This window comes from Komagataeibacter saccharivorans, from assembly GCF_004348195.1.
GTDB classification, from domain to species: domain Bacteria; phylum Pseudomonadota; class Alphaproteobacteria; order Acetobacterales; family Acetobacteraceae; genus Komagataeibacter; species Komagataeibacter saccharivorans.
Window position 1 is genome coordinate 123,440 of record NZ_CP036404.1, and the last position, 13,569, is coordinate 137,008.

The 13,569-nt window shown below is 60.0% G+C and carries 11 protein-coding genes; 6 read left to right on the forward strand and 5 right to left on the reverse strand.

The window, feature by feature from the left end; translation table 11 throughout:
* Window positions 1-151: 151 nt before the first annotated feature.
* Entirely contained in the window at window positions 152-496 is a 345-nt protein-coding gene (locus KSAC_RS00535) for a transposase (protein WP_243705239.1), read from the reverse strand.
* Window positions 497-771: 275 nt separating this feature from the next.
* Between KSAC_RS00535 and KSAC_RS00540 the strand changes: the two genes are divergently transcribed.
* From KSAC_RS00540 to KSAC_RS00550, 3 genes are read left to right on the forward strand one after another with little or no spacing between them, the layout of a single operon-like run.
* On the forward strand, window positions 772-1,992 hold the full coding sequence (locus KSAC_RS00540; RefSeq protein ID WP_132303528.1) for an efflux RND transporter periplasmic adaptor subunit: 1,221 nt from the start codon (window positions 772-774) through the stop codon (window positions 1,990-1,992).
* On the forward strand, window positions 1,970-5,074 hold the full coding sequence (locus KSAC_RS00545; RefSeq protein ID WP_132303530.1) for an efflux RND transporter permease subunit: 3,105 nt from the start codon (window positions 1,970-1,972) through the stop codon (window positions 5,072-5,074). The genes KSAC_RS00540 and KSAC_RS00545 overlap by 23 nt, the downstream gene beginning before the upstream one ends.
* On the forward strand, window positions 5,071-6,492 hold the full coding sequence (locus KSAC_RS00550) for an efflux transporter outer membrane subunit (RefSeq protein ID WP_132303532.1): 1,422 nt from the start codon (window positions 5,071-5,073) through the stop codon (window positions 6,490-6,492). The genes KSAC_RS00545 and KSAC_RS00550 overlap by 4 nt, the downstream gene beginning before the upstream one ends.
* A gap of 85 nt (window positions 6,493-6,577) precedes the next feature.
* Here KSAC_RS00550 and KSAC_RS00555 read toward each other — a convergent pair whose 3' ends face one another.
* The 3 genes from KSAC_RS00555 to KSAC_RS00565 form a co-directional block, all read right to left on the reverse strand.
* Entirely contained in the window at window positions 6,578-7,213 is a 636-nt protein-coding gene (locus KSAC_RS00555) for a TetR/AcrR family transcriptional regulator (RefSeq protein ID WP_243705240.1), read from the reverse strand.
* A 393-nt stretch (window positions 7,214-7,606) separates the two neighbouring features.
* Complete coding sequence (locus KSAC_RS00560; RefSeq protein ID WP_132303538.1) at window positions 7,607-8,347, reverse strand: TetR/AcrR family transcriptional regulator; 741 nt, start codon at window positions 8,345-8,347, stop codon at window positions 7,607-7,609.
* Between the two features lie 78 nt (window positions 8,348-8,425).
* Window positions 8,426-9,826: an aminotransferase-like domain-containing protein gene (locus tag KSAC_RS00565; protein ID WP_132303540.1), complete on the reverse strand. Its 1,401-nt coding sequence runs from the start codon at window positions 9,824-9,826 to the stop codon at window positions 8,426-8,428.
* A gap of 143 nt (window positions 9,827-9,969) precedes the next feature.
* Here KSAC_RS00565 and KSAC_RS00570 point away from each other — a divergent pair, with 143 nt between their 5' ends.
* On the forward strand, window positions 9,970-11,322 hold the full coding sequence (locus KSAC_RS00570; protein ID WP_132303542.1) for an aspartate aminotransferase family protein: 1,353 nt from the start codon (window positions 9,970-9,972) through the stop codon (window positions 11,320-11,322).
* A gap of 34 nt (window positions 11,323-11,356) precedes the next feature.
* Window positions 11,357-11,770 (forward strand): tautomerase family protein, encoded by a 414-nt coding sequence (locus tag KSAC_RS00575; protein ID WP_102324090.1) that lies wholly within the window; start codon window positions 11,357-11,359, stop codon window positions 11,768-11,770.
* 94 nt (window positions 11,771-11,864) lie between these two features.
* Here KSAC_RS00575 and KSAC_RS00580 read toward each other — a convergent pair whose 3' ends face one another.
* Window positions 11,865-12,467 (reverse strand): nucleoside 2-deoxyribosyltransferase, encoded by a 603-nt coding sequence (locus KSAC_RS00580; protein WP_243705241.1) that lies wholly within the window; start codon window positions 12,465-12,467, stop codon window positions 11,865-11,867.
* 140 nt (window positions 12,468-12,607) lie between these two features.
* Between KSAC_RS00580 and KSAC_RS00585 the strand changes: the two genes are divergently transcribed.
* The gene (locus KSAC_RS00585; protein ID WP_132303544.1) at window positions 12,608-13,537 is read left to right on the forward strand and encodes a nucleoside hydrolase; all 930 of its coding nucleotides are present in this window, start codon (window positions 12,608-12,610) and stop codon (window positions 13,535-13,537) included.
* Window positions 13,538-13,569 lie beyond the last annotated feature (32 nt).

Sequence of the window (13,569 nt, forward strand, 5' to 3'; positions counted from 1 at the left end):
CATCTGTGCATAGCATGCGCGCACTCAGTTTTCTGGTGGTTATGTCCTGACGTAGCACAGTGGTTCTTCCTCCCTGATGTGCTTCATCACCGATTTTGCCGATCAGGCTGATATTCTGCCGGTGGCGCTACGGTTGGCTTTGCCGCAGTTTTCAAAACCGGATTATGGCATGCCGCCGATCCAGCCTGAAACAGCACATGCCGGAGAGAACTTCGCCCCATGAAATGATATGTTCCCCACGTATCGCGCCGCTATCGTGAGACATTGGCGCAGGTCCGGTCATGGCCGCAGCTTCGGCCGCTGTCATACTGCTGAGTTCTGGCTTTTCTGCGCGAAACATGGCGACTGATACCGGGCCGATAGCAGGGATGGAACGGACAAGCCATGCTTTGGCATAGAGTTCTGCTGCCTCTGCGATGACGTCTTCAATTCGTTGTTCAAGCGCGCTGATCTGGCTTTCAGGAAACGCTTTAAGACTGTTGTCCATATCCTTCATCCGCAACCACATCATCATCGACGAGACCGGGTTTGTGGACGGTCATTGTTCCGATAACTCCCATAAGCTTTCCGGGGAAACGGCCCGGTTGGACGCCAGCCAGACGCTATTGTCGTGCAATGTAAGAGATCATTGTCTGTTCCTGTTATCAGCACACCTGCCGCCGGGGATGGTGCCTGAACGTCGTTGCAATACGATACGGTCTCGTCTATGTGGGCCATAACGGCTGCGTTCTGCCGCCGGGTTCCGGAAATGACTGAGGGTGGTCGGTATCCATGCAAACCAGACATACTGGCAGTGAGGGCGTGGGCTATGTGCAGCCGCCATCCTTCCTGACCACCATTTTTCATCCGGTCCCGCACGGTAAAGACAGCGCTCCCTCGGGCCAGCGCTCCACGCCCGCCGTAAAAAAAACAGGTAGCGCTTCGGGCCTGATCCTGCTCTGCCTGCTGCTGTTGCTCTCCGCCTGCCATAAAAAGGCAGCAGTGGAGGAAGTCCGGCCTGTCCGCTCCGTCATTGTCGAACCTGCGCCCGATGCAAATGGGGAGGTTGTAACAGGACAGGTCGCGGCCCACCGCTCCATCAATCTTGCTTTCCGTCTGCCCGGCAAGGTCGTGGAACGCACGGTGTTGGCAGGCAGCGTCGTGCATGCGGGGGATTTGCTGGCACGGCTGGATGATGCAGTGCCACAGCAGACGTTGCGCACCGCGCTGGCCGAAAATGCTACGGCACGGACGGCGCTGGAACAGGCAGCTCCCCTGAAACAGCGCGCTGCAGCCCTGCTGCCGGTGCAGGCCATTTCGCGCAATGATTATGATGATGCGGTTCGTCGATACAAAACCGCGCAGGATCAGGTGCAGGCCACGCAGGCACAGGTACGTGTGGCGCAGGAACAGCTTGGCTATACCCGCCTTGTAACTGCTGAGGACGGCATCGTGACCGACCGGCTGGTAGAAGCGGGGGAGGTGGTCGCTGCGGGCCAGCCGGTGCTGCGCATGGCGGCCAATGACGGGCTGGACGCACAGTTCGACATGCCCGAGGCCCTCGCGCAGTCCCGTCTGACCGTGGGCATGACGATGAAGGTATGTCTGGACGCGGCACCCGTGGTCTGCGCGCCCGCCGCGATCTACGAAATTGCACCCGATACCGATCCACTGACCCGCACCTATCATACAAAAGCGCTGCTGCATGCCACGCGGGACATGATGCCGTTGGGGGCGGTGGTGACGGGGCATCTGTCCGTACCATCAGCGCCAACCGTTCATCTGCCACCTGCCGCCCTGACGACACAGGATGGCAGACCTGCCGTATGGATCATTGCCCCTGACACGCTGCGCGTATCCCAGCGCCCCGTCACCATCGCACGCTACGGCACCGATGACGTGGTGATCGCATCCGGCCTGAATGCCGGGGAGCGGGTGGTGACAGCAGGCGTGCAGGCGCTGTATCCGCAAGAAAAGGTCAGCCTGCTGGATGAAGCCGATGTCCGCCCCTGAGCCACGCGCGCCGGGGGGCATAAACCTGTCTGACTGGTCCATCCGCCACCGTGCGCTGGTCCTGTTCTTCATGATCCTGATCGGTGTTGCGGGCATCCAGTCCTACTTCAGACTGGGCCGGAATGAAGACCCGCCCTTTACCGTCAAGACCATGGTGGTGGAGGCGTTCCTGCCCGGTGCGTCGGTGGAGGAAACCACCCATCAGCTAACCGAACGCATCGAAAAGAAGCTGCAGGAAACGCCCGACCTCGATTACGTCAAGAGCTATACGCTGGCGGGCAAGACCACGATTTTCGTCAACCTGCTGTCGGGCGCGCCCAAGGCCGAAGTGCCCGATATCTGGTATCAGGTGCGCAAGAAGGTGGGTGATATCAGGGCCCAGTTGCCACAGGGCACGGTCGGCCCGTTCTTCGATGACGAGTTCGGCGATACCTACGGCATCATCTACGGCTTTACCGCCGACGGGTTTTCCCATCGTGACCTGCGTGACTATGTCGAGACGGTGCGCGATGAGCTGCTGCATGTGCCTGATGTCGCCAAGATCGACACGCTGGGCGCGCAGGATGAGAAGATCTACGTCGATTTCTCCACCCACCACCTGGCCCGGCTGGGCATAAACGGGGCGACGATCGCAGCCGCCCTGCTGGCGCAGAACGCCACGGTGCCATCCGGCGTCATTGATACCGGGCGCGAGCAGATACAGGTCCAGCCGACCGGGCAGTTCGGGTCGGTGGCGGATATTGCCAACGTTACGGTCTATGCGGGCAACCGCAAGGTCCGGCTGGGCGACATTGCCACCATCACCCGCACCTATTCCGATCCGCCGCAGACCATGTTCCGTGTCGGCGGGCATGATGCGATCGGGCTGGCTCTGTCCATGCGCAGCGGTGGCAACGTGCTGGAACTGGAAAAGAACATCACGGCCAAAATGGCCGAACTGCACGCCCGCATGCCCATTGGCATCGAGGCGCATCTGGTCGCCAACCAGCCCAAGGTCGTGCATGACGCCGTAGGCGATTTTACCGAGGCGCTGTTTGAAGCCATCGTCATCGTGCTGGGCATCAGTTTCCTCAGCCTTGGCGCGCGCGCGGGCACGGTGGTGGCGTTCTGCATACCCTTCGTGCTGGCGGTGGTGTTCGTATGCATGAAGCTGTTCGGCATCGACCTGCAGCGCGTCTCGCTCGGCGCGCTGATCATTGCGCTGGGCCTGCTGGTCGATGACGCCATGATTACGGTGGAAAGCATGGTCAGCAAGCTGGAGGAAGGCTGGACCCTGACGCGGGCTGCGACCTATGCCTATGTCTCGACCGCGTTCCCCATGCTGACCGGAACCCTTGTGACGGTGGCGGGATTCATCCCGGTCGGGTTCGCGAAAAGTGTAGCGGGGGAATACACGTTCTCCCTGTTCGCCGTGGTAGGCATGGCGCTGATCGCATCATGGTTCGTGGCCGTGCTGGTGGCCCCGCTGGTGGGCGTGACCATTCTCAAACAGCGTCCGGCAGCAGCGCCCCATACCCCGCCGGAAGGGCGGCTGCTACGCGTATTCAGCCGGGCACTGCTGTTCACCATGCGCCGGCCGCGTGCGACCGTGCTGGCCAGCCTTGCGGCGCTGGTCGTGGCCATTGCGCTTTCCCCCTTGGTGCCCCGGCAGTTCTTCCCGGCATCCGACCGGCCGGAACTGCTGGTTGACCTTTCGCTGCGGCAGGGTGCATCGATCAGGGCGACTGCGGATGTGTCGCAGCGTCTGGACGCAGTCCTGCGCAATGATCCCGATATCGATCACTGGAGTTCCTATATCGGGCGCGGGGCCGTGCGCTTCTACCTGTCGCTTAATGAGCAGCTTCCCAACGACTTTTTTACCCAGACCGTCATTGTCGCAAAAAGCGCCATGGCGCGTGACCGGCTGCGCAGGCGGCTGGATGTGGCATTGAGCCGCGACATGCCCGATGTGGTGCATGGGCTGTTCCCGCTGGAACTCGGGCCGCCGGTGGGCTGGCCGGTACAGTACCGCGTCACGGGCCGCGACCCGGACCGGGTCTGGCATTACGCGCATGACGTGGCGAAGATCATGGCCGACAGCAACCAGTTGCACATGGTCAATTTCGACTGGGGTGATCCCGCGCGCAAGCTGAAGATCGACGTGCGGCAGGATGAGGCGCGTCGTCTGGGCCTGTCATCCGGCGCGATTGCGCTGGCCATCAATTCGGCAGTGACCGGGCTGACGGCGACACAGGTGCGCGACAGCATCTATCTGGTCGATGTCGTGCTGCGCGCCAACCATGCCCAGCGCCTGTCGATCGAGGACCTGCGCAACCTCGACATCCGCCTGCCCAATGACCAGACGGTGCCCTTGTCCACCGTGGCCAGCGTCTCCTACATCGAGGACTATCCCCTGATCTGGCGCCGTGACCGGCTGCCGACCCTGACCATACAGGCGCAACTCCGTGACGGGGTGCAGGCGGATACGGCCGTGGCAACGCTGGTCCCGAAAATCGCGGCCTTCAACGCGGGCCTGCCATCGGGCTACCATGTCGCGGTGGGCGGCACGGTGGAGGAAAGCGCCAGATCACAGAAATCCGTCATTGCCGTCGTGCCACTCATGGTCCTGGTCATGCTGGGCGTGCTGATGATCCAGTTGCAGGACTTCAGGCGTCTTGCGCTGGTCATCAGTGTTGCCCCCTTCGGCCTGATCGGGGTGGTGGGTGCCCTGTTCCTGACCCAGAACCCGATAGGGTTCATTGCCATGCTGGGGCTGGTGGCGCTGATTGGCATGATCATCCGTAATTCGGTCATTCTGGTGCACCAGATCCAGATCGAGAAGGATCTGGGGCAGTCCGAATGGGATGCGGTGATGAATGCCGCCAGGATACGCTTCCGCCCCATCATGCTGACTGCTGTGGCGGCCATCCTTGGCATGCTGCCCATTGCGTCCAGCGTGTTCTGGGGGCCGATGGCCGATGTCATCATGGGCGGCCTTGCCGTCGCCACGGTGCTGACGCTGATTTTCCTGCCTTCGCTGTATGTGCTGTGGTTCAGGGTAAAGGAAACGCCATCGCCGCAGGTTGAGGGAACCGCCCGATGAAATGCACCCCGATCCTTCTGCTCCCCGTGCTGCTGGCAGGCTGCGCGTGGCTGGCGCCGACCTATTACCGACCGCAGATGCCCATGCCCGATAAATGGGGGACGCAGCAGACTGCTACCGTACCTGATGGCGGCGAATGGTGGCGCAGCTATGGTGACCCGGTTCTGGACGCGCTGGTGGCGGAAGCGCTGAAGAACAATGACGACCTTGCGCTGGCGGGTGCGAAACTTCAGCAGGCGCGGGCACAGTATAAATATGCCTTCGCCAACCAGTTGCCCTCCATTTCGGTTGCAGGGTCAGATGCCTATGGCCGCCTGCACCTGCACGATGACCTGCCTGTCGCGCACAAGATGAGCAATCTTGGCTTCGTCGGCGGCATGCTGAATTATGAAGCGGATTTCTGGGGCAAAAATGCCAGCCTGAGCAAGGCGGCAAAGGCGGGGGTGAAGGCGGCAGGTTATGGTCACGCGGCGGCCCGACTGTCCATCGCCGCAGCTACCGTAAAGCTGTATTTCAGCCTGCGCGCGCTGGATCGGCAACGCGAGATCCTGCAACAGACCATCGAGACCCAGACGGCGCTCCTGGCGCTTGTGCAGCGCCAGCATGAAGTGGGCGCGGTGGATGCGCTGGTGGTGCAGAATGTAACCGAGCAGCGTGACGCCGCACAGGCCGCCCTGCCGGATGTGGAAGACCAGCGTGGCAAGGCGGAAAGCGCCCTGGCCGTCATGCTGGGCCGCTCGCCCCAGCAGATCATCGGGCAGATAATGGAGCGGGGCAGGGATATAGACGCGTTGGCAATCCCCATCCCCACACCGCCGGAAATCCCATCCACCCTGCTCGAACGCAGGCCGGACATCGCCATGCATGAACAGACGCTGATCGCCAGCAACTTCAATATCGGCTTTGCGCGCGCGGCCTATTTCCCCACCATCTCGCTGGCCAGTCTGGCGGGGGTGAACAACATCGACATCGACAACCTGTATCGCGCCACCACGCGGTCATGGACGCTGGCGGCCTCCATGGCGGCGCCTGTGATGGATTTTGGCCGCACGTCCAGTGGCGTCAAACTGGCAAAAGCCGAGAAGAATGAGCAGGTCATCCTGTATAAGCAGAGCATCCGCACCGCCTTCAGGGAGGTGCATGACGCCCTGCTGGAACAGAACAATGCCCATGAGCGCGAACAGGGCGATGGCGACAAGGAAACAGCCGCCGAAAAAACCGTTGAACTGACACAGTTGCGGCTGGAACACGGCTATTCCAGCAGGCTGGATGTGCTTTCTGCACAGGTACTCGCGCAGCAGGCGGAACTGGCGCATACGACAGCACTCCTGTCCAGCCTTGATGCGTCGGTTGACATGTACAGGGCAATAGGGGGTGGATTTGATACCAGGGCCCCGCAGGACAGGAAACAGAAATAACAGCGGGTAGGAGCCTGCCCGCCAACCTGTAATAGATCAGGCGGCCCGGCTACGGATACGTGCCGGGAAAAACCAGCCCCTTCTTTTACTGGCTCCGTCTGTCGCGCGGGCCGGAAGCGGGGGCCGCCAGTATGCCCGTCATGAATGCATGCCAGGCCAGGTTGAGATAATTATCCCGCTCCTCTGCCGTCGTCAGGATCCTGCGCCCGAACAGCATCTGCTGGTGGGGACCGCCAAGGCAGAGCGTGGCAAGCATCTGGCTGGTTTCTTCAAGGTCACAATCCGCCTTCAGAAGGCCCGCCCTGGAGACAGCGGTCAGGAGCTTGCAGGTCAGCTTTTCAAGTGGATCAAAGATATGGGCACCGGCATGGTTCACCAGATCCGGAAAACGCCATCCTTCCGCGATGAAGGTGCGGCTCAGTGAGAGCGTTTCAGGGCTGAGGACCAGGTCAAGCAGCATCCGCATGGTTTTGTACAGCGCCTGTAGCGGATCGCTGGAAACCATTTCATCTGACGGGGAGGCGGCAAGCAGAAAACTGTTTCCCAGTTCGGAAATGACTGTCTTGAAAAGATTTTCCTTAGAAGGATGTCGCCGATAGATGGTCTGCTTGCCGACCTTGGCCACGGCCGCGATCTGTTCGACCGATGTGGCCGCGTAACCCTGTTCTCCAAACAGTCGGGTGGCGGTTTTCAGGATGAGGGCATCCAGTTCTTCCGACATGCGATTGTCGGGCCGACCTGCAAATTTCCTCCTTCTGTCCTGATCCGCCATTCGACCTCCTGTCTGCGATCCCTTCCGATTATAGGGGACGAACCCCTCTCGCAAGGGCTTTTGACAGGATCGACATCCCGTTCAGAGCAGAAAGAAGGCATCATCCTTTTCGCCTGAATTCCATGAATAACGGATCCAAACGACGGTCATGGGTGTTGGTTTTCACTAAGCAGGCTGTCGGGTTGGGCTCTGCCGCAGGATCACGCGACTGAAGGCCGCATAAACGCCATCGCCTCCGTCACTCATCACTACGGCAGAGCTCAACCCGACAGCCTGATAGGTTCAGCCCCTCGCTTTCGAAGCAAGGGGGAGCATAATCACTTCCTGACCGGCACAAAACCGTTACAAGTCCAGTTGTGCCGGTGCGCTGCCTCGCGTGGTTTTTCGGGCTCTTGTACGTGGCGGCGGAGTATCTGATCCTTTACCGTCAGGTGGTGCGACCTGACAAATCGACGATGCCAGTTGCATGATGGTGTGGGTGCCTGCCTCGAAATCCTGGGTATCCAACCGGGGTTTTCCCAGCACGGCGGCCATCTGTGTCTGCATGTCGGCATAGGCCTGTGTCATCGCCCATAGACAGAACAGGAAATGAACCGGGTCGACCGTCCCGATCAATCCCTGTTTATGCCACTGTTCGAACACGGCGATGCGTGTCTCCACATGCTTGCGCAGGGTATCCACCAGGAAATCGTGTACATAGGAACCACCCGCCAGTAATTCATGCGCGAAAAGGCGCGAGCCTTCGGGCCGAAGGCGTGAGAATTCCATCTTGGCGCGAATGAAGCCCGACAGCCCTTCCTGTGGTGTCCAGTGGGTCGAAAGCCAGCAGTTTGCATCATTCAGCCAGTCTTCGAGCAACTGTTGCAGGGTTGCTCTGTACAGATCCTCTTTCGTGCGGAAATAATAATGAATATTGGCCTTGGGCAGGTTGCTGGCTTCGGCAATGTCGCTGACCCGGGTGCCAGACAGGCCGTGAGCCGCGAAAACCTTTTCCGCCGCGTCCAGAATCTGGCGGGTATTGTTCTGCCGGGGTACACTGGTGCGTTTGCCGCGTGTTGAACGGGTCGATGTGGGAAGAGACATGAGCAGGCCAGCATTACCGTAAAAAAGGGAACAGACGACGTGAACTCCAACTTCTCAAGCCGGGCATTTCACGTCAATCTATTCCATTCTCCGTGCGGTGTTTTTTATGAAGGCGAACAGGCGTCTGTCATCGGCGTGGGCAACATTGAACCGGAACCATTGCGAGGGCTGGCTATCCGGCCGGAACAGGTGGCCCGGTGCCAGCATGATGTCATGTTGGCACGCCCGCTCCGCCAGGGCGCGCACATCCATGTCATGTCCAAAGCGCGCCCATGCGAACATGCCACCCAATGGATGAAAATAAAGGCGCATGCCCGCCTGTTCCAGACGTGCACATACCTGTGTCTGCGCGCGTGTCAGGTTTTCTCGCAGGTTGGCGAGATGCGGGCGGTACAATCCGCTGCTGACAATGGTGTGTACGATTTCTTCATTCAGGGGGGCAGTGGTCAGGTTACTGGCCATTTTCTGGCGCAGGATACGCTGGGCTGTGGGTGCCGCACAGGCTACGTAACCCACCCGCAGTCCCGGCCCGATGGTTTTGGAGAAACTGCCGATATGAATGACCTGCTCCAGTCCGCCCAGTTGTGACAGGGTCTGCTGTCCCTGCGGAGCAAGGTCCAGAAAGATGTCGTCTTCAATGATGGTGAGGTCATGCTGGCGTGCGATGCGCAGGATCTGGCGCATGTTCTGGGTTGTACTGCATGTGCCGGTCGGATTGTGCAGGATGGAGGTGGTAATGAACAGGCGCGGGCGGTGCTGGCGCAGCATGCGCTCGAGTTCATGCGGGCAGGGACCATCGGGCAGGCGCGGAACGCTGGCAATCTGTAGCCCCAGCGCCTGCAGCGCCGGGTAGAGATTGCAGTATCCCGGATCTTCCACCAGTATCGTGTCACCGCGTGTGGACAGGCAGCGCACGGCCAGTTCCAGCGCCTGGCTTGCGCCATGGGTCATGATGATGTTGCTGTCCTCGCATGCAACATCCCGACGGGCCAGCATCTGTCGTATGTTGTGGCGAAGTCCGGCATGGCCGTAAGGGTTGCCATATTCCAGCATGGCGGTCAGGCGTGCGGCCGGTATGGCGGCAAGGGCGCGCCGTGTGGCGGATGCAAACAGCATGTCTGGTGGTAACCAGCCGCATCCTGCCTTTATGACCGGAGCTTCGTCCTCATAGGCGTGCTGAAGCAGCCACATCGAATCTATGGAACGCTGGATAAGGGGGGCAGTGCGTGGGGGCGTGGTTACAAAATAACCGCGCGTACCCCGGCTTTCCACCAGTCCTGCCGCCGCAAGCCGTAAGTAGGTATTGGCGATGGTCAGTGTGCTGACACCGCAGTCCTGTGCCATGCGGCGGATGGAAGGCAGGCGTTCGCCCCGTCGGATTACGCCAGTACGTATGCGCTGGGCAATGTCTTCGCCGATCTGCCCTACAAGCGGGATCGGACTGGCGCGGTCTGTCTGGACAGGAGGAAGATGGGCCATGGGCAGATACTTCAGGTCAGTACAGTTTCAGATAAAATAGGCTGGTTGTACATATACACACAACGAGACCAGTATTACGATCCTGAAATGAACCGCCCCGGCATGGGACCGACGGCGTATGCCCGTATGGACAGGATTGCATCATGGCTCTGGATTCAGGACAGACTGCCCTTCTTCGCAACGAGCGCGAGGGAACTTACTGGCAGCCTTTTACAGCCAACCGCATGTTGCGTGCCAATATGGAACCGCGCACCATGGTCAGCGCACAGGGGGCCTATTACACCAGTAGTGAGGGTGTAAGGCTGTTCGATACCCTGTCCGGTCTGTGGTGTACGCCACTGGGCCATGCCCATCCCCGTATTGTGGAGGCGGTGCGCAGGCAGGCGGAAACGCTCGACTTTGCCCCATCTTTCCAGTTGACCCACCCCGGCGCCATTTCCCTGGCCGAGCGTATTGCCGATATGGCGCCTGAGGGCATGAATCACGTTTTCTTCGCCAATTCGGGATCGGAAGCGGTTGATACGGCGCTGAAGGTGGCGCTGGGCTACCATCGCATCAAGGGCGCGGGTAACCGCTTCCGCATGATCGGGCGTGAGCGCGGTTATCATGGCGTAGGTTTTGGCGGCATGTCGGTTGGGGGCATCGTGTCTAACCGCAAGATGTTCGCAGCCGGCATGATGTCAGGTGTGGATCATCTGCGTCATACCTACGAACCCGAACACATGGCCTTTACCCGGGGGCAGCCCACATGGGGCAAACACCGGGCGGAAGACCTGGTCCGGCTGGTTACGCTGCATGACGCCTCGACCATTGCAGCCGTGATCGTGGAGCCCGTACAGGGTTCAACCGGCGTGATCGTGCCGCCTGTCGGCTATCTGCAGCGCCTGCGAGAGATCTGCACCGCCAACGGCATCCTGTTGATCTTTGATGAGGTCATTACCGGCTTTGGCCGCATGGGCGAGAATTTTGGTGCCCAGCGTTTTGGCGTCACACCCGATATCATTACCTTCGCCAAGGCCGTCACCAATGGCATCGTGCCGATGGGTGGCGTGATCGTGACTGATGAGATTTACAACACCTTCATGACCGGGCCGGAAAACGCCATCGAATTCTGTCACGGCTATACCTATTCCGGACATCCGATGGCAGCGGCGGTAGGGCATGTCGTGCTGGATGTGATGCGCGAGGAAGGGCTGGTGGCCCGGGTGCGGGAACTCGAGCCCGTTCTGGAAGAAGCCATTCACGGCCTGAAGGATATGGATGTCATTGCCGATATCCGTAATATCGGTCTGACGGCGGCCATCGACCTCAAACCCGCGGCGGACAAACCGGGAGCGCGGGGGGCGGCGTTGTTCGAGGCCGGGCTGCGCGGCGGCCTGCTGCTGCGCTGTACGGGGGATACGGTGTCCTTCGGGCCTCCGTTCATTTCCACGGCGCAGGAACTGCGTGACATGGTCAGTACGCTGCGCAGGCTGATTATCGAAGTGTGCTGCTGAGACAGAAACCGTAATCAAGGACAAGGAGACTACCATGCCGTTAATGCATTTTCATGTCATGAAGGGCGAACGTTCCCCCGCCGAACTGCGTGCGCTGCTTGATGCCGCGCATGATGCCATGCTCGAAGCCTTCAAGGTGCCTGCACGGGACCGCTACCAGCTCGTATCGGAACATGAACCGACCCATATGATTCTTGAGGATACGGGGCTGGACATTCCCCGTACGTCCAGGGTAGTGCTGCTGCAGGTTGTCTCGCGCCCACGTGGTAAGGAGCAGATCGCGGCTTTTTACAGGTTGCTGGCGGAAACCCTGCATGCCCGTGTTGGGCTGCTGCCATCCGACCTTATGGTATCGGTTGTTGAAAATCAGGATGAACACTGGAGTTTCGGCCTTGGACGCGCCCAGTTTCTGACGGGTGAGTTGCCGTTGCCGGGGGCGAAAGCCTGAATAACAGGCAGATTTTCCGGATTTCCTGCGCGAAAATCCGGAACTGTCCGGTCATGTGCGTGAAGGTGCGGACTGTTTGTACTAGTGCCTGTGCCTATCCGTGCAGGGTCAGGCGCAGGTTTTCGATCGCTTTGCCGAAAGCTGTCAGCAGGTCGGGATCGACTGCCACGTTTCCCCCTGACAGACGAATGAAGCCTTCGGTCATGGCGTTCTGAACCATGCCTTCGGAATGCACGATAAGGCCATCGGCATCTTCCATGCCGCCGCTTCCACCGCGGCCATTACGCGTGCGCAGCGTGTCGCCCCATGCGGCGGCGCGATAAGCTGCGACTTTTTGCGGATAGGAACGGCCATCCACAGTATAACCTGCCAACTTCTTGCCCTGTGCCGCCATGTAACCGATCTCGACGGCGGTACCGGGGTCCATGTCGGCGCTCCGGCGAAAGGGGTCGAGACAGAAGACACCCGCATCGCACCCATCCATCAGGTCACGGTCAAGGCGGGCGATCAGCAGGCTGGTCTGCGCACCCGGTGCCAGCGCATCTATGTCCGCCTGTCCATCAAACGGGCAGACGCCCTCAAGACCGGCATCTGCACATATCGCCTTCATCGCGCGGAACAGATCCTGCGCATCAGGGCGAAAAACCGTGTCACCCGCCAGATAGATACGATGTGAGCGCGTCATTTGCGTAGGCATGGTCATGTAAGTTCCTGTCCGTTCGTTCTAAAGAAAAAAGTACGAAATTGTCCTCTGCCCGTCCCGTATTATTGTTACGTGCCTGATCCCGTTATCGGGACGCCCCGTGTATGGGCCGGAGTTGCCTCCATGGAGTATGCATGAAGATTATTATTGATACTGATCCTGGACAGGACGATGCCCTTACCATTCTTCTCGCCCTTGCCAGTCCCGAGATTGATCTGCTGGGTATCACCACGGTAGCGGGCAATGTGCCCCTGACCCGGACGACGGAAAACGCGCTCAAGACCCTTGATCTTGCCGGACGGCCCGACATACCGGTCCACGCAGGGGCTGACCGTCCGTTGCTGCGTCCTGGCGTAACCGCGACCCATGTGCATGGCCGCACGGGTTTTGAAGGGGTAGACCTTCCGCTACCCAGTCGTCCGCCTACGCCAGGACATGCGGTGGATTTCATTATCCGGTCGGTCATGGAGAACCCGCCGGGCACCGTGACACTGTGTACCATCGGTCCCCTGACGAATATTGCCCTTGCACTGGGGCGTGAACCCCGCCTGCGTGAGCGGATCGGGCAGATCGTGATGATGGGCTGCGCCTTTTCTGAAGTGGGTAATATTACAGCTGCGGCTGAATTCAATGTCTATGTTGATCCCCACGCGGCGGAAATGGTGTTTGCGTCGGGCGTGCCGCTGGTGGTGTTTCCGCTGGATGTGACGCATCAGTTGCATACCAGCGCCGCCCGACTGGCCCGCATCGCGGCCATACCAAACCGGATCGGCCCGGTCGTTGCGGCATGGCTGCGATTTGAAAAGCGCTTCGAGGCGACGAAATACGGTACGGATGGCGGCCCCCTGCATGATCCCAACACGGTTATATGGCTGCTGAAACCGGACCTGTATCGCGGGCGGCAGGTTAACGTACAGATTGAAACGGGCAGTCCGCTGACAATGGGCATGAGTGTGGTGGACTGGTGGGGCATAAGCAGTGCGAACAGAAATGCGCTGTTCATGCGTGAGGTGGATGTGGACGGTGTCTACGACCTGCTGATCGAACGCCTTGCCCGGTTCTAGGGCATGATACGGGTGGCGGCATCCTGCCTGCC

What these genes read in the sequence shown, in the direction of transcription:
- KSAC_RS00560 (WP_132303538.1), bottom strand. Translation starts at nt 8,347, where the DNA reads ATGTCTCTTCCCACATCGACCCGTTCAACACGCGGCAAACGCACCAGT.
- KSAC_RS00535 (WP_243705239.1), bottom strand. Translation starts at nt 496, where the DNA reads ATGAAGGATATGGACAACAGTCTTAAAGCGTTTCCTGAAAGCCAGATC.
- KSAC_RS00555 (WP_243705240.1), bottom strand. Translation starts at nt 7,213, where the DNA reads ATGTCGGAAGAACTGGATGCCCTCATCCTGAAAACCGCCACCCGACTG.
- KSAC_RS00570 (WP_132303542.1), top strand. Translation starts at nt 9,970, where the DNA reads ATGGCTCTGGATTCAGGACAGACTGCCCTTCTTCGCAACGAGCGCGAG.
- KSAC_RS00545 (WP_132303530.1), top strand. Translation starts at nt 1,970, where the DNA reads ATGAAGCCGATGTCCGCCCCTGAGCCACGCGCGCCGGGGGGCATAAAC.
- KSAC_RS00550 (WP_132303532.1), top strand. Translation starts at nt 5,071, where the DNA reads ATGAAATGCACCCCGATCCTTCTGCTCCCCGTGCTGCTGGCAGGCTGC.
- KSAC_RS00585 (WP_132303544.1), top strand. Translation starts at nt 12,608, where the DNA reads ATGAAGATTATTATTGATACTGATCCTGGACAGGACGATGCCCTTACC.
- KSAC_RS00580 (WP_243705241.1), bottom strand. Translation starts at nt 12,467, where the DNA reads ATGCCTACGCAAATGACGCGCTCACATCGTATCTATCTGGCGGGTGAC.
- KSAC_RS00565 (WP_132303540.1), bottom strand. Translation starts at nt 9,826, where the DNA reads ATGGCCCATCTTCCTCCTGTCCAGACAGACCGCGCCAGTCCGATCCCG.
- KSAC_RS00575 (WP_102324090.1), top strand. Translation starts at nt 11,357, where the DNA reads ATGCCGTTAATGCATTTTCATGTCATGAAGGGCGAACGTTCCCCCGCC.
- KSAC_RS00540 (WP_132303528.1), top strand. Translation starts at nt 772, where the DNA reads ATGCAAACCAGACATACTGGCAGTGAGGGCGTGGGCTATGTGCAGCCG.